This window comes from Mucilaginibacter sp. L196 (genome assembly GCF_009765905.1).
GTDB lineage: Bacteria > Bacteroidota > Bacteroidia > Sphingobacteriales > Sphingobacteriaceae > Mucilaginibacter.
In genome coordinates, this window is the sequence record NZ_LMUO01000012.1 from 145504 (window position 1) to 165803 (window position 20300).

General features: G+C 40.9%; 17 protein-coding genes. 1 reads left to right on the top strand and 16 read right to left on the bottom strand.

Going from position 1 to position 20300, the window contains the following annotated elements; translation table 11 throughout:
* Nucleotides 1-24: 24 nt before the first annotated feature.
* Both GSQ74_RS10675 and GSQ74_RS10680 read right to left on the bottom strand, forming a co-directional pair.
* The gene (locus tag GSQ74_RS10675) at nt 25-249 is read right to left on the bottom strand and encodes a VF530 family DNA-binding protein (RefSeq protein ID WP_158993022.1); all 225 of its coding nucleotides are present in this window, start codon (nt 247-249) and stop codon (nt 25-27) included.
* Nucleotides 249-1073, bottom strand: coding sequence for an alpha/beta fold hydrolase (locus tag GSQ74_RS10680; RefSeq protein ID WP_216846717.1), 825 nt, complete (start codon nt 1071-1073; stop codon nt 249-251). Before GSQ74_RS10680 ends, GSQ74_RS10675 begins: the two co-directional genes overlap by 1 nt.
* A gap of 96 nt (nt 1074-1169) precedes the next feature.
* Here GSQ74_RS10680 and GSQ74_RS10685 point away from each other — a divergent pair, with 96 nt between their 5' ends.
* Nucleotides 1170-2567: a glycoside hydrolase family 28 protein gene (locus tag GSQ74_RS10685; RefSeq protein ID WP_158993026.1), complete on the top strand. Its 1398-nt coding sequence runs from the start codon at nt 1170-1172 to the stop codon at nt 2565-2567.
* A gap of 11 nt (nt 2568-2578) precedes the next feature.
* Here GSQ74_RS10685 and GSQ74_RS10690 read toward each other — a convergent pair whose 3' ends face one another.
* The 14 genes from GSQ74_RS10690 to GSQ74_RS10755 all read right to left on the bottom strand — a co-directional run bounded on the left by GSQ74_RS10690 (nt 2579) and on the right by GSQ74_RS10755 (nt 20273).
* Nucleotides 2579-3040 (bottom strand): GNAT family N-acetyltransferase, encoded by a 462-nt coding sequence (locus tag GSQ74_RS10690; RefSeq protein ID WP_158993028.1) that lies wholly within the window; start codon nt 3038-3040, stop codon nt 2579-2581.
* A 9-nt stretch (nt 3041-3049) separates the two neighbouring features.
* Nucleotides 3050-3859, bottom strand: coding sequence for a DUF4249 family protein (locus GSQ74_RS10695; protein ID WP_158993030.1), 810 nt, complete (start codon nt 3857-3859; stop codon nt 3050-3052).
* A 5-nt stretch (nt 3860-3864) separates the two neighbouring features.
* Nucleotides 3865-6219, bottom strand: coding sequence for a TonB-dependent receptor (locus tag GSQ74_RS10700; RefSeq protein WP_158993032.1), 2355 nt, complete (start codon nt 6217-6219; stop codon nt 3865-3867).
* A gap of 65 nt (nt 6220-6284) precedes the next feature.
* Complete coding sequence (locus tag GSQ74_RS10705) at nt 6285-7670, bottom strand: alpha-L-fucosidase (protein ID WP_158993034.1); 1386 nt, start codon at nt 7668-7670, stop codon at nt 6285-6287.
* Nucleotides 7671-7993: 323 nt separating this feature from the next.
* A complete protein-coding gene (locus GSQ74_RS10710; protein ID WP_158993036.1) occupies nt 7994-9901 on the bottom strand; it encodes a class II glutamine amidotransferase in 1908 nt (635 codons plus the stop codon).
* A 207-nt stretch (nt 9902-10108) separates the two neighbouring features.
* Nucleotides 10109-11416, bottom strand: a complete 1308-nt coding sequence (locus GSQ74_RS10715; RefSeq protein WP_158993038.1) for an ammonium transporter — start codon at nt 11414-11416, stop codon at nt 10109-10111.
* Nucleotides 11417-11518: 102 nt separating this feature from the next.
* A complete protein-coding gene (locus tag GSQ74_RS10720) occupies nt 11519-13033 on the bottom strand; it encodes an NADH-quinone oxidoreductase subunit N (RefSeq protein ID WP_158993040.1) in 1515 nt (504 codons plus the stop codon).
* 3 nt (nt 13034-13036) lie between these two features.
* Nucleotides 13037-14641 (bottom strand): DUF4139 domain-containing protein, encoded by a 1605-nt coding sequence (locus tag GSQ74_RS10725; protein ID WP_158993042.1) that lies wholly within the window; start codon nt 14639-14641, stop codon nt 13037-13039.
* Nucleotides 14642-14765: 124 nt separating this feature from the next.
* Entirely contained in the window at nt 14766-16352 is a 1587-nt protein-coding gene (locus tag GSQ74_RS10730; protein ID WP_158993045.1) for a NuoM family protein, read from the bottom strand.
* Between the two features lie 139 nt (nt 16353-16491).
* Entirely contained in the window at nt 16492-18555 is a 2064-nt protein-coding gene (locus tag GSQ74_RS10735) for an NADH-quinone oxidoreductase subunit L (protein ID WP_254060862.1), read from the bottom strand.
* Nucleotides 18556-18560: 5 nt separating this feature from the next.
* A complete protein-coding gene (locus GSQ74_RS10740) occupies nt 18561-19034 on the bottom strand; it encodes a hypothetical protein (protein ID WP_158993047.1) in 474 nt (157 codons plus the stop codon).
* A complete protein-coding gene (nuoK, locus tag GSQ74_RS10745; protein WP_158993049.1) occupies nt 19034-19342 on the bottom strand; it encodes an NADH-quinone oxidoreductase subunit NuoK in 309 nt (102 codons plus the stop codon). Before nuoK ends, GSQ74_RS10740 begins: the two co-directional genes overlap by 1 nt.
* A complete protein-coding gene (locus GSQ74_RS10750) occupies nt 19339-19887 on the bottom strand; it encodes an NADH-quinone oxidoreductase subunit J (protein ID WP_158993051.1) in 549 nt (182 codons plus the stop codon). The genes nuoK and GSQ74_RS10750 overlap by 4 nt, the downstream gene beginning before the upstream one ends.
* A complete protein-coding gene (locus GSQ74_RS10755; RefSeq protein ID WP_371724296.1) occupies nt 19884-20273 on the bottom strand; it encodes a 4Fe-4S binding protein in 390 nt (129 codons plus the stop codon). Before GSQ74_RS10755 ends, GSQ74_RS10750 begins: the two co-directional genes overlap by 4 nt.
* Nucleotides 20274-20300: the final 27 nt, after the last annotated feature.

Consider the following 20300-nt stretch of genomic DNA (forward strand, 5'->3'; position numbering starts at 1 on the left):
AGATGTGCGGATAGTCTTGATGCGCTATTTACCTCTCCCCGCGAAAGTTTCGATATACAAATCTTCTACCTTTTTGCGGGCCCAGTCTGTTTTGCGTAGGAATTTGAGGCTTGATTTTATGCTGGGATCATCCAGAAAACAATTGATGCGGATGCGGTAACCTAACTCGGGCCAGCCGTGGTGGGCTACCAGTTCGTTCAATACCATTTCTAAGGTTTTGCCGTGTAATATATTATTGGGTTGTTCCATTAGTTCCAGTTATGAAAGGGTTGAGTAAAAAACTCATCTACCTTTTTGTTGAATTCATCGGCATGAGCCTGCAAGGTATGATGCGGTGAATTAGGCAAGATCCACAAATAAGCATGCGGAATATTTTGATAAATAAGCACCGTATGTTGCAAAACAATTAAATCATGATCTCCACTTATGATTAGTGACGGGCATTTAATTTGTTTCAACGCAGAAAGTGGGACATTAGGCTGCAGCCAATCCAGCATAAATATTTTCCAGTCGTTTTTTTCTTTAGCCGTGGTGAAGGTTTTATTTTTATTATTATTGTAATCATCGCGCTCACCTTTCCAATAAGATGGAATTAATGCTGTTGAATCGGGCCATAGATTGGCGCCTGTTGAGGCAAGTTTGATAACTTTGTCAGGGTGACGCATAGCCAATAACAGCGCATTGATACCGCCATCGCTCCAACCGATCACATAGCTTGATTTAATATGCATTACATCCAGCAAAGCTGCAAAATCATCCGCCATCATTTCAAAACTTAGGGAATCTTTACCATCTACCGATTTACCTTGCGCCCTGCTATCCGCTACGATCACCATATATTTTTTGGAGAAATAGGGAATATTTTTGGTAAAAGCCGATATATCGCCGCCATTTCCATGTATCATTAATAATGGTTCGCCTTTTCCATAAACCTCGCAATACATTTTAAATCCACGTATATCGTAGTACTTACCAGCGGCAGGGTTGTTACCATAAGGGATTGGTTTATCCTGTCCGAAAGCCAGTAAAACGAATAATTGTAAAAGGCAAAGTATAATGAGCTGTTTTTTCACGCTGTTAAAAAAAACTAAATTAAACTTAAATTGGTAATGCATATGGATAAATGATTTATTTTTATGCTATCCAATTCTCTACCTAAATAAATACCGATGATAAATATAACCCGGCTAAGGTTGCTCTTTTTATTATTACCCGCTTTGCTGATTGTTTCAACTACTAAAGCGCAGGACGATGGTTTTAACACTTCTGTAAATGCCATCTTAAAAAACATTCATCCACCACAATTTAAGGCTGCTGTATATAACATTACCCGTTATGGCGCTATAGCGGATGGAAAAACTGATACCAAAGCCATTTTTGATAAAGTAATAGACCTGTGCAGTGTAAGCGGTGGTGGCGAGGTATTGGTGCCGAAGGGAACATTTTATACTGCAGGTCCAATCGTTTTAAAAAGCCATGTAAATTTGCATTTTGAGGATGGTGCCGAGCTTGTTTTCTCGGGCGATCCGAAGGATTATTTGCCACCGGTATTAAGTTTATGGGAAGGTACCGAGGTATTTAATTATTGTCCGCTGTTGTACGCTTATCAATGTTCGGATATAGCGGTTACAGGGCATGGAATTATCAATGGATCAGCAAGTAAAATATTTGCTACCTGGCGGCCACAAGGATCTGCAAATCAATTAAAATTAAGGCAAATGGGCGGGCATAATGTACCGGTTTATGAGCGGGTATTTGGCGATGGTTATCATTTACCGCCGGATATGATCCAGTTTTTCGGGTGTAAGAATATATTGATAGATGGCATCACTATTAAAGATTCGCCATACTGGGTAATACATCCGGTGTTATGTAATAACGTTATGGTACAAAATGTAACTATTAATAGTCACAATTTAAATAACGATGGCTGCGACCCGGAATCAACTACTAACGTGCTTATACAGAATTGTAAGTTTGATACAGGCGATGACGGCATCGCCATAAAAGCTGGTCGTGATCAGGATGCCTGGCGCATAGGCCAGCCAACGGAAAATGTTATTGTGCGTAACTCCGTTTTCACCTCAAAAGCTAATGGCCTTTGCATCGGCAGTGAAATGTCGGCCGGGGTTAGGAATGTTTATATGTACAATAATTATATTCACCACTGCCTTAGTGCCATCTACTTTAAATCAAACTTGGATCGTGGGGGATTTATTGAAAACATCCACGTGCAAAATGTGCAATGCGATACCGCTTACGCCGCGTTTATAAGATTTGAGAATAATTACTCAGGCGCACGTGGTGGCCACTACCCTACTAATTTTAACAACTTTAATATTGAAAAAGTAAACTGCAATTATGCCGGTGAAACCGGAATTTATGCCGTGGGTGTGGATGGGCAACCACTTAAAAACATCACATTAAATAAGGTAAGCATCACTAAAACACCAAAGGATGAGGTTATCACCAATACAGAAAACTTAGTTTATAAAGACGTAGTTGTTAATGGGCATGTGTTGGCTAAACCAACCAATACCCCGGTTATACAATTACATACCGATTAGCCGGGTTTTAATTAGATCTGCTTACGATAAACCAGGAAACCTGATCGTTCCGCTATTTTATCGTATAGCTTCATCGCAGTGATATTTGTTTCGTGGGTTTGCCAATAAACCCTTGGCGAACCTGTAAGTTTCGCACGCTCATAAACACCGTTGATTAATGCCCGGCCAACTCCTTTGCCACGCACGGCTTCATTGGTAAATAAATCCTGCATATAGCAACTAAGACCTATTGTTATGGTGCTGCGATGAAAAATATAATGCGTTAGGCCTACAAGCTTTCCATTACTTTCGGCAACCAGCGCATTAACCGGTTCATCTGGATTAAAAAAACGAGCCCATGTAGTTTGTGTTATTTCAAGCGGAAGCGCTGTTGCACCAGAACGGCCATAAAACTTGTTATAGGCATCCCATAAGGGTAGCCATTGTTCGTAATCAGCAGGCTCAATTGGCCTTATTAGTAAATCTGTTGACATATTTTAATATTAATAAACAATTATACTTTTACCTGTAATGGTATGCGCGCTAAAATAACCAAGCGCATTATTGTTAAAGTTTGATGGTGGATTTGATGGCGTAACCCCACCATCAGGCCCGTTAGTTTGCTGCTGACTTAAGGTATACCAATATTTGTAAATATTTTTATCAATACTCTCCATATTAACACTGGCAGTATCTCCAGGGTGAATATCTATATCGGTTTGAAAAAGGTCTTCTTTTACATAACGGCCATTAGTAAAGCTATCATCGTTAGTAAAAATGGTGCCAACCTCGGTGCTGTTTACAAACAAAACAAACAGGTATTGGTTAGCTATATTCGGCGGGTCCTGATAATTTACGGTAATTGTACGCAAGCTGCTTTTACCAAAAACATTGGGCTTGTCTGTTATGGAGTCAAGCGGTACAGAAACTGTTGGCATGGTAGATTGTGCCATATAAGTTGTATCTCCTATTTTTACCGTTAGTGTATAAGTTCGGCCATATACACCACCATGAAAAGGGTAAAGCACATACAATCCCGGGTGAACTTCGTTAAAGTGGAATTGCCTGCCCGCACCATCATTAAGCGTTATTACAGCACCTGTTACTGTTGGGAAATTATCAGTAGCAGTAAAAGGCACAGACTTGGTGATAGTTACATATTGAGGGCCCTCCTGATCTGTTATGTTTGCCTCAATAACAATTTGCGCTGGGGCGTTATTTAGTTTCAAGTCGATAACTTTTTGGCATGATGCTATTGTCAGTACAATTATTGCAGCAACAATATATCCGTATTTTAATTTGACGCTCTTCATGCTCATTAAAACTTAAAGTTCCAGGTTACTGATGGTATCCTGCCGAACAGGCTGGTTTCCACTGCCTCGGTTGTTCCCGGATTGGTTTTACTATCGCGGAAGGTAATAGCATAAGGATTACGGTGATCATAAACGTTGTAGATACCGAACGTCCAGCTGGAGTGATATTTTTTATGCGGTTTACCCTCAAGCGTAGCGCCCAAATCCAAACGATTATTGGCAGGTTCGCGATTAGCATTGCGTTGCGAATAATAAAAAGTTGTTAAGCCATTTATTTCATATTTGCCATTAGGGTAAGTTACCGGGTTGCCTGTACCATAAACAAATGTACTGGAGAACGACCATCTTTTACTGAACTGATAAATGCCTACGGCGGATATATCGTTTGTACGATCCTGAGTAGCCGGATAATAATCGCCATTATTTATTGCCGCGAATTTACGTTCGGTGCGCGATAAGGTATAGCCCAGCCAGCCATTGAACTTGCCGTATTTCTTCTTCAAAAAAAACTCTATACCATAGGCCCTGCCCGTACCATAAACCAATTGCGATTCCACATCCTGATTGAGGATAAGCTGTGCGCCGTTTTTATAATCTATCTGATTTTGCAGCCACTTGTAATATACCTCGGTAGAGAACTCGAACATATTATCATTAAAATTACGAAAATATCCAGTTGAGAATTGATCGGCTATTTCGGGTTTAATGTTGTTGCTGCTCATCACGTACAAGTCAGTCGGCGTACTACTGGTAGAGTTGCTGATGATGTGTATATTTTGGGTATTACGGTTGTACGATGCCTTTAGGGATGTTTCTGACGTTAAGCTATAACTTGCTGAAAAACGGGGTTCTAAATTAAAATAGCGCTTAACAATCTGCCCCGAATTATAGGTATTTGATGTGACGGTATTTCCCGCAGCATCATACGTACTGAATGTACCAGGGCCAAACAAAAACATATTGCTTAAACGGAAGCCATATAATAAACTTAGCTTATCGCTTGCATGCCATTCGTCGCTTATGTAAGCAGCGGTTTCTAATCCGTAGCGGCGCTCTATCGTTTTATCGTTAAAACTGGAGTTTCCATCAGCGGTAATGCTACCCGGTGCCAGGTTATGATGCAAGGCATCAACCCCGAACTTAATAGTGTGACTATTGCTGATAAAATATTGAAGATCTTCTTTAAAATCGAGATCGGTTATTTGCGATACCGCGTTGAAGTTATTGCCCGGCAGGTAGCTTTGTATATCGTAATTATAATTGCTGTAGATAAGCGAAGTGTTTGAAAACAACTTACTATTAAAAATGTGATTGAAGCGCAAAGTACCTGTTGAATTACCCCAATTGGTGCCGAAGGTATTTTTTAAGCCTAACACATCTTTGCCAAAATATCCGGAAAGATAAAGTACGTTTTTATCATCAAAGTGGTAATTGGCTTTAGCGTTGATGTCATAAAAATACAGTTGACTACCTTTCACGGTTGAATCGGATGAAGCCCTCAGGAACAGATCGAGGTAAGTGCGGCGGGCACTGATCATAAAAGAACCTTTGTCCTTTACTATCGGGCCCTCCACTTTGATGCGGGATGAAATGAGGCCAATACCGCCCTGCACTACATAGTTTTGGTTATTGCCCTCATCCATTTTAATATCCAACACTGATGACAATCGTCCGCCATATTGTGCTGGCATGCCGCCTTTGTACAGGCTCACATCTTTTATAGCATCGGAGTTAAAAGTGGAGAAAAAACCAAATAAATGCGAAGCATTATATACTGTAGCTTCATCTAACAGAATCAGATTTTGATCAGATGCCCCTCCTCGAACATAAAAGCCTGTATTGCCTTCGCTGGCAGCTTTGACGCCGGGTAATAAGGATAACGTTTTCAGAATATCCCTTTCACCCAACAAAACCGGGACATTGTTGATCTGCGACATGTCGAGCTTTTCTACTCCCATTTGCGGCGATGCCACGTTATCGTTATTCCGGGTATGTGCATTAATAACAACTTGTTGCAGCTCGGCTTTGGGGTTAAGGGCTACATCAACCACCTTATTTTCGGTTAAGGCAACGGTGTATACAGCTGGTGCATAACCCACATAAGTTACCGTTAAAATATAGTTACCCTCCGGAGCGGTTAATGAGTAAAAGCCATAGTTATTACTTGATGTTGAAGTTTTATTTAGCGTTATAGTGGCGCCTATTAATATTTCGCCGGTAGCTGCATCTTTAACATTACCACTTACGGTAAACTTTTTTTGTGCCGATACTGGGATGCTAATTAACAGGCAAAAAGCAAGCAGAATTGCTATGTTTAAGTATTGGGGCCTGTAGGTGAATAGTTTATCGGTTGACAGCATTGGCGGATATAAAGATATTATATTATGCCATTACTGATTATTAATGGCATAATATTTAATCAATACTACCTCCGTTCGTTATATACCTGAAACTCTGCTATTGATACCTGGTGATCGGCTTTGGCTATTGATATCCTTACCTTATTGCCCCACACCCGGTCAAAGCGATGTATTTTTATCTTTTTACCATTCTCGCCGTCGAATAGTGTTTTCCAAACGCCGTTACTGCAATATTCAAGGCGGTAATTGGTGATGTTCGGTTTCTGCTCGGCAATTACAATGGTATTGAATCCTTTATCCTTATCAAAATCAATCTCATACCATGGGCTTTTTACGGTTGGGTTTGATATCCACGAAGTGGTAAAATCATCATCATTTGCAAAATCCATAATATTCATATCATCGCTCCAGCTTGAATTTGATGGCTGATTTTTTGCCAGATTTGATGAAATTATAGGTGCATCAATAGTTGGCAGTTTTGGTGCTGGGCCATCATTCTTCCACATTTTGCCTATGGTTTTAAGTGCTGTTAGTGTATTATCATCAATAAGCCCATCGCGGTTTGGCGCTACATTCAGTATAAAATTACAATCAACTTTATTAAAAGGAATAATATAATTATTAACCAGCATGGCGGGGTTTTTAACTGAATCCGCAGGGAAATTAGTTTTCCAGAACCATGCAGTATTTATTGGCAGACAAGCTAACGCTGGCATGCTGTTATATTGTTTTGATATGCGCTGACCAGCTCCCATTTCGTAGGTTTTTATATCGGTATAGTATAAACCTTCGGCAGGGTATTTGGCACCGTTCAAGTCCATCATTACACAATTTGGTTGCAGCGATTTTACAAGGTTATAAATATCTTCAAAAGGCACATCATCGTAAGATATCCTCGACCATGGCGCATCCCAACCGTCGATAATTAACGCTGAAATTGGGCCGTAATTGGTTAAAAGCTCGGTTAGTTGTGCTTTTATCATTTCAACATCCTTATGCGTTATTGAGTTAGGGCGAATGCGATGATGGGTATCTAAAATGGAGTAATACAGCATCACTTTTAAGCCATTAGCACGAAAAGCATCGGTAAATTCTTTTACCACATCCCTTTTCAATGGACTATTCATTACATTATAGTCGGTGGTTTTAGTATCCCAGATACAAAAGCCACTGTGGTGTTTGGTGGTCAGGCAACCATAGCTCATGTTCGCTGATTTCGCGGCTTTTGCCCATTGGTCGCAATCTAATTTTGTGGGATTAAATATGGATGGAGATGCTTCGGGATCAGGCCAATCCTGGTTCATATAAGTAGGGATATTGAAATGGATAAACATCCCGAATTTTAAATCGACAAATTGTTGTTGGAGTTGTTGCAGGATTTGTTTTTCCTGTGCAAATACAGTACTTGATAATAGTAAAGCATAGAATACGGTACAAATAAGTTTTTTCATAAGTAATGAGGCAATGAAGGGCTAAGATATAAAACAGATTGGTATTTTACGATTGGCAAAGCAGCGCAATGGAAACACCATATATATATTCGGAAGATAAAAAAGGTGTCATGCTGAGCGTAGTCGAAGCATGTGGGCAAAGGCCTTTACGCACATGCTTCGACTACGCTCAGCATGACATCCCTCTTTTTATAAAAAAGTATTAGAAAAGCAAATCTCATCTTTCGAACACCTATGGTAAAACACCGATCACAATGGCATAAACAACAAAGCCCTTTTGCAATGCAAAAGGGCTTTGTGTTACTTTTTAATATTGATTCAAATTACATGTAACCACGTTGGTTCTTTCCTTCCATCCAGTTGGCGAAGGCGCGGTTAACTACCTTGTTACCACCAGGGGTTGGGAAATCACCGCTAAAATACCAGTCGCCGGTGTGATCCGGGCAGGCGATGTGCAGGTTATCCAATGTTTGGTATAATACTTTTACCTCTGCTTTTATTTCTTTTGGGGTGATGATCTTAGCTATACGATCAGATATTTCCTGATCAGTAAAAGGCGCGTAGATGGCTTTTACGTAGTTTACCACTTCTTCTTTAGGCAGCGATGCGCTGTCTTTACATTGCTGGTAAACTTTCAATATCACATCATCCATACCGGCATCTTTCAATAGGCTTATCGCTGCCTCGAAAGCAACAAACTCGCCCATGCGCGACATATCAATACCATAACAATCAGGGTACCTGATTTGCGGTGCTGATGAAACCACCACTATTTTTTTAGGGCCTAAACGATCAAGAATTTTCAGGATGCTTTGTTTAAGCGTAGTACCACGAACAATTGAATCATCCAAAACCACCAACGTATCAGTTCCGTTTTTAATCAAACCGTAAGTGGTATCATAAACGTGGGCAACCATTTCGCTACGGTCGGCATCCTGTGTGATGAATGTACGGAGCTTAACGTCTTTTATCGCGATCTTTTCCACACGTGGAGCCATACATAACACTTCCGTCAATTCCTCATCGGTGATTTTGTCGGTTCGGTTTAGCAGTTTATCGCGCTGGTATTTTTTGATGTATTTATGTACGCCCTCAACCATACCGTAAAATGCTACCTCTGCGGTGTTAGGTATGTAGGAGAACACAGTATTTTTCACATCGTGGTTTATCTCGTTTAATATCTGCGAACAAAGCAGGCGGCCTAATTGTTTACGCTCGCGGTAAATAGAAGCATCGCTACCACGTGAAAAATAGATACGTTCAAATGAACATGCCTTTTTTTCTCTTGGCTCGCTGATCATGTCCTCAGTTATTTTACCATTCTTTTTAACGATAAGCGCATGGCCGGGCTGTATTTCCTTAACATCACCAATAGGGATATTAAAGGCAGTTTGAATAGCGGGGCGCTCAGAAGCGGCAACCACAATCTCATCATTAGCATAATAATAAGCCGGGCGTATACCTGCCGGGTCGCGCATTACAAATGCGTCACCGTGGCCTAATATACCTGCGATAGTGTAACCACCGTCCCAGTTTTTGGCTGATTTACGCAGAATTTTAGCAACATCCATATCATTGGCTATCAGCTTGCTAATCTCCATGTTATCGTCGTGGCCTTCGCGTTTGTATTGGTCGAATAATCCCTGGTTCTCAGTATCGATAAAGTGCCCTATCTTTTCCAAAACAGTAACCGTATCGGCTTTTTCTTTTGGATGCTGGCCTAAATCGTACAGTTGCTGCAACAGTTCATCAACATTAGTCATGTTGAAGTTACCGGCAATAACCAGGTTACGGGTCATCCAGTTGTTCTGACGTAAGAAAGGGTGACAGTTTTCTATACTGTTTTTGCCATGGGTACCATAACGCAAATGGCCCAATAACACTTCGCCGGTAAAGCTTATGTGTTCTTTGAGCCAATCAGCATCCTGCATACGTTCCGGGGTTTCCTTCTGTATGTCGGCAAACTTTTTCTGGATATACTCAAAAATGTCTGCAACGGCATTTGAGGCCATCGATCGGTGCCTGCTTATATAGCGTTTACCAGGCTCAACATCTAGTTTAATTGTTGCAACGCCGGCGCCATCCTGGCCACGGTTGTGTTGTTTTTCCATTAAAAGATAAAGCTTGTTAAGGCCGTACAGTGCAGTACCGTACTTTTTTTGATAGAAAGAAAGTGGCTTTAAAAGGCGGATAAATGCCACACCGCATTCATGTTTAATCTGATCGCTCATGATTGAGAATGAGGTGGCAAAGGTAAAAGTTTATTTAGATTTTAGCTTATCCAATTTGTCATTAATTCGTATTAATATGAAGTAATTATGAACAATTTGTTAACTATTTGGAAGCGAGATTATAGAGCGGGGTGCGGATGAAGTTCGCTACCCCTTTTTAAGCGCTTTAATCTTTGGGCAAACAACAATTATAATACTTATTGCGTTTTATAACCTTTCGCCGTGCTGGCTTATATCCAAGCCGATACGCTCTTCCTCGTCGGATACTTGCAGAGGAGATATCATATCAGTGATCTTAAGCAACAATAATGAGCCAAAGAATGAGAATATTGATACTACCACTAATGCTATACATTGCACAAAAAACAAATGCGTATGGCCGAAAAATAAACCATCACCAGTGGTATTGTTTGGGTTGATATCCTTGCTGGCAAAAACACCTGTAAGCACCATACCTACCATACCGCCAACGCCGTGACACGGGAATACATCTAGTGTATCGTCAATGGTGGTACGTGTGCGCCACTCTACTACCAGGTTACTTATTATTGCCGATATAATACCAATAGCCAACGAATGTGGTATAGATACGTACCCTGCCGCAGGTGTTATAGCAACCAAACCAACAACAGCACCTATACAAGTACCCATCGCCGATGGTTTACGACCGCGCAGCATATCAAAAAATATCCAGGTTAATCCGCCAGCTGCTGATGCTGTGGTACTGGTTGCCAATGCAAGTACCGCCAGGTGATTTGCACCAAATGCTGAACCGGCGTTAAAACCGAACCAACCAAACCACAATAAGCCGGTGCCTATTATTACATAAGTTACACGAGCGGGAGTATGGTCAACTTCGGTACGGCGTTTTAGATATAATGCCGACGCAAGCGCCGCCCAACCTGCAGACATGTGGACAACAGTACCGCCCGCGAAATCAAGTACACCAAGCTTACTTAATAAGCCATCTGGATGCCATGTGCAATGCGCTAATGGTGAGAATATAAATATGGTGAACAGGCATACAAATATGATGTATGAATTAAAACGGATACGCCCTGCAAAAGCGCCGGTGATAAGCGCCGGTGTTATAATAGCGAATTTTAACTGATACATGGCGAAAAGCAACAGCGGGATAGTCGGCGCTAATTTCCAGGTTGCATTTCCCATCATTCCCTTCATCATAAAATATGTACCGGGATTACCTATAACCCCATGCACATCATTACCAAATGCTAAACTGAAACCAAATATGCCCCACATTATAGTTACTATAACCATACATATAATGCTTTGCAACATGGTTGATATTACATTCTTTTTAGTGACCATACCACCGTAAAAGAACGCGAGTCCGGGTGTCATGATCAGCACAAGGGCTGTTGACATCAGCATCCAGGCAATATCACCTGTATTGAACTTGGGATCTGTGAGGGAAGTTACTTCGACTGAGGGGTAAAAAAAAGTTAAAGCCAGTATAAGAATAATAATTGAAAAAGGGAGATAGCGCTTCATTAGTATAAGAACTGATTAAAAAACGCCTGAAATTATGATTTAAATCACATATAAATGAAATTTTGTTGATTTTTTAACAAAAAATTTTTCAAAGACTCCTTATTACAGATAATTAATAATAAAATCCGGGAAAACCCCTAATAAAATTAGTAACACAGATATTATCGCCGCTAAAAAAAGCAAATTATACGATTTACTTACGGGTTCTTTAACAATCTCCAATCTTTTAATGAAAAGATTGAGTGGAATTTTAAGATAATAAAACAGCGAAACTACAGTAGTTAAGGCCCCGGTTATCATCAATAGTAAAAGCCACAGATCATGATTTTGCTGATAAACGCTATAAACCGCGGAGAATACAAACACTTTACCTGTAAACCCGGCAGTTATAGGTAAACCGGTTAATGATATAAGTATAATTACAAAACATACCGAAGCGGTGGTGTATCTTAGGCCAAGGCCTTTATAGCCCTCCATATCTTCGGCACCGGTTACGTTTGCAAAATAACTGGCTAGTACCAGCGCGCCAATATTGGCTATACTGTATACCAGCAAATACCAGGTAAGCGCCGTAATGCCTTGCTGATTAAAGGTGACTATAGCCATTAAAACAAAGCCCGTATGCCCAATGCTTGAATAAGCCAGCATGCGTTTCACGTTGGTTTGCAACACGGCGGCAAAGTTACCGGCTATCATAGTTGCGATGCCTACTACGGACAGGAACATCTTAAAATCAAAGTCTATCCATTTGGCGGAAAAGATGAACGGGGTAAGGAAATTAATTAATACGGCAAAACCCGCTATTTTAGGCAAGGTTGACAAATAGGCGGTAACCGGAGTTGAAGCTCCCTCGTAAACATCGGGCACCCAAAAATGCATCGGGATAAACGATAATTTGAAACCGATACCTAACAGCACGAGTACTAAAGTAAAGGAAACTGCCGTACCATTTGCTTGTGATAAGCCCTGCACAAAATTGCCGTCAAACAGATCTAAAGACCCGGTAAAGCCATATAGGAGCGAAATACCATACAGCATAATAGCTGAAGCCGCTGCCCCAAATAATACATATTTTAAACCGGCTTCGGTACTAAGCGCATTTTCGGAGCGGTAGGCGACCAACAGGTATGATGCCAGTGAAACCATCTCGATTGACAGATAAATGGATAGCAGGTTAACCGCCATCGTCATTAGGTGCAATCCGAATACAGAGGCAATGATGATGGTATACAGATCGGACAAGCCTTTTTTGTGTGCACGTAGTTTATGATCCCAATCGGCATAAAGCAGCAGCACAAATGCCAGCAGGTCAATGATAAATTTAAAGTTGACGGCGGCACGGGTGAGTAACAAAGAGTTATTAAAAAGAAATAATGGGATATTCTCCTGCACACTTTGTTTTACAAAATCCTTTTGCCCGAGGTCTAAAACACAAATCAGCAAAACGCCTACACAAGCAATAGTTTTGCATAGCTTTTGAGAGTTTTTGCCGAAGAGCAAGTCGGTTATCAGCACAATGATAAATAAGGCACTAAGCCAAACCTCGGGCATAAAAAACTGCACGCTACCCAATAAATTGGAAAGGTAACCGTGTATATATGGTAGCAGATCGTGCATTAATTATTGAATAATTATAGATTGATTTTTAGGGTATTTGACTTGATATTTCAACTCTAACTTTTTACTATCCTGCGGGCTAAGCTTAATATTCCACGAAACTTTTCCCGTATTCGGATCAAGACTGCCGTGCGATAATTCCTGGGTTTCCACTTCGATAGCAGTATTTTGCGAAACCGGAATCTGATCTTCAACCAATAAATTTATGGGTTGTTTTTTACGATTTTTGATTTCAATCAACCAATCCCGGGTGTCTTTTCTGTTTGAACCTATGGTTTGCCTTTGTGTTATCTCCTTTTGCAAAACCCGGGTCACCACAATATTTTTATCAGCACCTAATGACAAATTTAATGTATCAGAAGTTGAATTGATATTTAATGCTGATTTACCGATAAATGTATCCTCAAAAAACAAATTTGCTTCGCCGGATAAGAAATTATATTTATTCCAATCAGTAATTTTTGCTGATAAAAATACATTTGTGCTCAGCTTTGGCGCTATCGCGTATTGATAAGTTGCAGGTAAATCAAATTGCTGAATTTGAACTGTATATTGTTTACCATCACTCGGGATAGAATAAGGGTTATCTATTTTAAACTCCACGTTGGTTTGATTGTCTACCTGGTTAACCATAACCGGATTACTATATTCTTTCTGCTGAGTTCCATAGCCTTTTGTAACTACAACTTCAGCTAATTCATTGTTACTAACGCTTGAACTTGCATAATCTGCTTGTCTGTTAGACGACTCGTCAAAATTCAAATAATATGGGTTTAGCTCCGGCTTACTACCACTAATTGCAGGATTACCTGTTGATAAACTTAGCTTAATATTTTTCCAATCTTCGCCGCTTTGTTGGGATACATTGGCCTTGTAAGATACACTTAATGGGCTGTTAACGTTTTTGGCTTTAATATCATAAGAAGGATACCACCTCGCATTCCTCACAACATAATTTAATGTAAACTCGGTTTGAAGGCTTTTTTCTGCAGATACCGTTACCAAAATATTACTTGTTACCGTACTACTCCCCCTTTGAAGGTCATAGATCTGGCTATTATATTTTTGCAATTCGGTATTAATCGCTTCTATATCGCTATTAATAACTAATTGCCTTTTTTTGATTTCGGTTAACCTTTCTGTTTGAAAATCGAGCGCTTGTTTTAATTTTAAAACATCAAAGGTACTATTCTGCCCAACTACCATCTGGTTCTTAAATAACATCTGTTCTTCTTGCTGAGAGATAGAAAGAAGATTATTTTGAAGTTGTAATTTATCCTTCAGCAATTTCTGTTGTACCTGAAGAGCCGCAATATCTTTCTCTTTATTGTCGGCGTTTAAATAGTTCAATTCGTTTTTTACTGAAAGAATTGTAAAATCGCCACCGGCATGAACTTGTATGCTTTGCGCATCAATACCTGATGAAATACCGCCAAATACTAAGGTTGACGTTCCGGGGCTTATATTGACACTCGCGTTACGGGTTACTTGTGCACCGTTTAGAAATACGATAACTTTTTGAACTTTTGATGTTACTTTTTGTCCGTCATCAGCTCTCGAGTTGATAGCGGTAAAAATAAGGCCGATAATTAATAATTTTTTAAACATAATTTTTTTGAATTAAGTAAACGCTTGTTGTCAAGTCAATCCTAAACCCTATCGGGAGATTGATCATAAACAGGATGCAACCGTTTACATTTTTCCATAAATTATTTTCAAAAAAAATCATCCGTTATTTTATCTGTATAAAATGGACCAGAGCCAGCACCGAATCATTAATCTTAGCAAATACCAGCGATGGCATTACGCCTAAAGCCAAAGCCGTTAAGGCAAGTGGCACCAAGGCGATGATCTCACGAGGTTTCAGGTCGACTAATGCTGCACGCCAGATGTCGCCGCCTTTGAGGGAGACTGATCCGAAGAACATGCGTTGTAAGGTCCACAGCAGATAACAGGCACTAAACAGTATACCAACCGCACCGCAGATAGCCAGCCAATTTGGTAACAGTACCGATTTAAATGCACCTGTTAACGAGAACGCCTCAGCTATGAAGGTTGAGAAACCGGGCAAACCTAATGACGCGAAAAAGGCGATCATGATGAATACCATATACTTCGGCATAAGCGTGCCTAAGCCGCGGAAATTATAAATATCCCTATCATGCACACGATTGTACACCACCCCTACCAGGAAGAATAGCATCGCCGATAAAAAGCCGTGGCTCACCATTTGGAATACTGCTCCGCTGATACCTTCGGTGGTTTGTGAGGCGATGCCTAACAGCACAAAACCCATTTGCGATACAGATGAGTAAGCGATGATGCGTTTAAAATCACGCTGTGCAAGGGCATTGAATGCACCATATAGAATAGAAATGACACCTAATAGTCCCAGCCAAAATGCGCCGGATGTGGCTACCTCGGGGAAAATACCGATACAAATACGGATGATACCGTAGCCACCTATTTTTAACAGGATACCTGCTAGTATGATGGATACCGGTGTTGGAGCTTCTACGTGCGCGTCAGGTAGCCAGGTATGCAGTGGCACTACCGGAACCTTGATAGCGAAAGCCACAAATAATACCACAAAGCCAACCGTACGGGCCGAAACGCCGAATATGGTTTGATGGCTTAATACATTGAATATAGAGCCAGGCGTATAGTTTGCCGGGTTCATCATTTGGATCATGTTGAAGGTGTGGTTGCCGGTGGCGGGATCTTTTACAGATAAGTAAAGGCCAATCATCACCAAAAGCATAAATACCGAACCGAATAATGTATACAGGAAAAATTTGATAGCCGCGTACTCGCGCCTTGCACCACCCCACATCCCGATAAGGAAGTACAGTGGCAGCAACATCAATTCATAGAATATGTAGAACAGGAAGAAATCGAGCGAACAGAATACGCCGATCAGTGCCATATCCAGCAATAAAAACAAAGCGAAGAAGCCTTTGAGGTTACTGGTGATCTCCCATGATGATAACGCCGCGACAACCATTACTATGGAAGTCATGAGTAACAAGGTTACCGATATGCCATCTATCCCCACAAAATAATCTATCTGCATGGTGCCAAGACTGCCGAGGTTTAGATGGATCCACGGTAGTTTTTGCAGGAACTGGAATTGTGTTTCATGATCGATACCGCCAAAGGCTGCTCCTGTTTTAAAGTTGAGGTAGATGTATACGCTGATAGCTAACTGCAATAAGGTAGCCAGCAGGGTAATGTATTTAAAACTGGCGCGCATGCTTGATGGCAGCACCACAATGATAAATCCAAACAGGATGGGTAAAAATATGAGCAGGGTTAGCATTGTTGTGTTGAAAGTTGAAGGTTGAAAGTTAAACGTTTTTTTATGGCGTATAGACACACCCCTGCAGCCGCACTGGCTTGCGCCCCCCCTCTCGAGAGTGGAATTTGTTTGGAGCGTGTGTATGCTTTAAATCTCATAACTAAATCAACGTTTTTAAAATAAACAGCGCCAGTATTACAGCCAGCATGCTGAACAAATAGTATTGAATTTTACCGCTTTGAAAATTACGTGCAAAATTGCCAATTAGCTGCACTATTGCCGTAAGTAAATGTAAAAAACCGTCAATGATATATTTATCTATCCAGGCGGTAATTTTTGAAATAACGAGTACTATATTTTTTAACAGGTTGATAAAGCCATCAATAATGTTTTTATCAAACCAGGATGAGGCGTTGCTCAAGGCTAATATCGGCTTAACAATGGCTAGATGATAAAACCGGTCGATATACCATTCGTGGTATGATAGGCGGAAGAAAAACCCTGTTTGATCGAAGGTAAACGTGTTCCGTTTTACATAGATACTGTAAGCAATATACATCACCAAAATATTTATCAGAAGTGCAAATGCCGGGATAATAGTGTGATACATATTAACGCGCTCTAAAAAGCCGGGGCCAGAAAAAGCATTAAAAATCCAGGCATGTTCGTAAACCAATGGGTTTAATGAGAACAGCGGGAACAAGCAGCACACGGTTAAAAATAATAGCGGTAATTTAAATTGCCAGCCGCCATCGTTACAATGGATGTGGATATACGGATTAATTTTTTGCAACCTGAACTCGCCGAAAAATACTTTCACAATCAGGCGGCCTATATAAAACGCGGTTAATATGCTGGCTATGATAGCGCCAACGGGTATCATACGGTAATACCATTCTTTACCATCCGACCACTCGAAGGCTTGTATCAGAATGCCATCTTTGGAGAGATAACCCGAAGTTAGTGGCAAGCCAATTAATGCCAGCGAAGCAACAACGGCAGCTATAAAAGTAAAAGGTAGCTTTTTACGCAGCCCACCCATGTACAGGATATTTTGCGGGTCGATGTCCAGATTGTTTTCCTCTTTGATGTGCTGCATCTGGTGGATAACGATACCGGCAATCAGGAACAACAGGCACTTAAAGAACGCATGAGTAACCAAATGAAACAATGACGAAGCATAAGCGCCAATACCCATCGCCATGATCATAAAACCTAATTGGGATATGGTGGAGTAGGCCAGTATACGTTTCAGATCGTTTTGGGTGAGGGCGATGGTTGCTGCCATAAATGCGGTAAAACAGCCGATGATGGCAAGTGCATTTAATTCGGCAGTATTGAAGATCGGGTAAACTCTACCTAATAAAAAAACACCCGCAGCTACCATAGTAGCGGCATGAATAAGGGCGGATACTGATGTCGGGCCTTCCATAGCATCGGGCAGCCAGGTATGTAAGGGGAACTGCGCTGATTTTGCCGCTACTGCCAACATAATACCAATGCATGCTATATATTGATAAACAGCAGGTAATTGCGTAGCTGGGGCTACCCATATTCCGTTTTTAATGAATGATTGGGCAACTAAACCGTTATCGCCAAAAAGCTGCACAATATCGGCAGTATGGAATTGGGTGAAGAGGATGATAATGGCAACTAATAGTCCAATATCGCCAATGCGGTTTATGATGAAAGCTTTTTTATTGGCGTAGACTGCTTTGTCTTTCGTAAACCAAAAACCTATTAATAAGTATGATGAAAAGCCAACTAATTCCCAGAACGCATAGAACAGGTACATGCTATCCACCACTACCAAAGCCAGCATACTGAAACAGAAGAAGCTGAGATAAGTAAAATAGCGTTTATAACTGGCATCGTGGCTCATGTAGGCCGTAGAATAGATGTGTACGGGCAACGCGATTAAGCTCACCAGTAATAGTAATATAACCGATAGGTTATTTAATAAAACACCGGCATACAATTTATTCGCACCAATGGTAAACCACAGTTGCTGTAGATGTAAAGGCTGTTGCCCCCATATTTTGGAGAAGACCAATGCTGATAAAACCGCACTGGTGAATATAGCTAAGGTTGACACCCAACCACTCGCCTTATTGGTTTTACCCGGCAGGCAAACGTTTATTAAAAAGGCAATAAGCGGCATAACTACTGCTGCAAGTGCATAGTAGGCGACGGATATGTCCTGATATGGTATAGATGTATTCAAATTGCTTATTGATCGTTAGTGGTTATTACTACAGTGGCGTCGGTTTTAAATTGGCGGACGGTTTTAAATTCCACTTTTTTGATATTGGCCGGATCCAGGTCAGATAGTTCTTCAACGGTATGTTTCGTCCGGGCTATAAGCATTGTGTTGTTGATAACGTAGGACAGGTTATCGTCGTTACCTTTTTTTGCTAAATAGTTCTTGTATTTGTCGGAGAACTGGATTAGCTTTTTTTGGTAGATGACAGCCTGGCCTTTCATGGTGGTTACTACCATCGCGCCGTTTGCTGCTTGTTTGCCGTAAATTCCTATCGCTGCGGAATCTGACATGATAGCGGTTTCATAAATATCATGTGATTTGAGGTCTTTGATTGATGGTACTATTTTTCCATCAACAACGTACAATGGTTCGGTACCAGTAGTTTGCGCTAAGGCATTTACCGATATAAACAAGCAAAATATAATGGTTAAAACTCTCATTATTCATCCCTCAGTTTGTCGACCTTGTTTGGGTCGATGGTTTTATAGCGGCGGTATACATTTAGTATGATGGCTAATGCCACGGCTGTTGTTGCAGCAGCTAGCACGATAGCAAATAGGGCAAATAGCTGTCCGCCGTTGTTTAAGCGGTCGTATTTACCGAAAGCTACCAGGTTTAGGATGGCGGCATTCAGCATCAATTCGATGCCTATCAATATCTGGATAGCATTGCTTTTGGATACCACCATAAACAAGCCTATGCAAAACAAAGCTGCACTTACTATCAGGAAATCGGCTAATGAGATCATAGCGTTTGCTCCTTTCGTGATAGATGGGCAGCGCCTACCAATGCCATCATTAATAAAATAGATATCGCCTCGAAAGGTAACAGGTAACGGGTCATCAAATTAATGCCGATGTTATCTGTAGTGGTGCTGGTTGGGGTGATGACGTTGTTGGTCTTTATCGCGTTGGTTATCCAGGGCAGATGATCAGCATCTACTTTAAGAACCATATTTAGCAATACAATAAAAAATATCGCTGCCAAAAATAACGCGGCTACCTTATTCGCGCTGATGAATTGATTTTTTTGTTTTTGTAATGCATCCAATGTTTCGCGGCCGGATAGCATGAAGGCGAATAGTATCAGCACTAAAATACCACCAACGTATATTACAATTTGCGTTATCGCCACAAAATCAGCCAAAGCCAAAACATATAAACCAGCCAAGGCAAATAGCGTGATGAAGAACATAAAGATAGACCTTACCAAAGTTTTACTCACTGCCACAAAAATTGCCGAAGCCAGGGTGATAAAGGCCATTACGTAGAAAAGTATCTGCACTAAATTCATGCGCCCCCCTCCTTTTGTTTCAGGGCTGCTAATTTAGCGGCTTGTTTTTCGGCTAATTGCTTATCCAATAAGGCTTGTTTTTCGGCAGCTTCTTCGGCGGTCATATCCGAGAATTTGTAGGTCAGGTCGCTTAGTTCGAAAACTGTTCTATCGTATTGATTGGTCATTACGATACATTCGGTTGGGCAAACGATGGTGCATAAGCCGCAATACATACATTTAGCCATGTCGATATCGAACTTGGCAGCATAGAGCATTTTTTTGGAGCCATCGGATGTTTGGCCGATTACTTCGGTCGCTTTTATAGACTCAATATCAATGCAGCTTACCGGGCATATTTTGGCGCAAAGGTCGCATACAATACAATCATCTATCTCTACATCCAATTGGTAGCGGCCAACTTCGGGTACGGG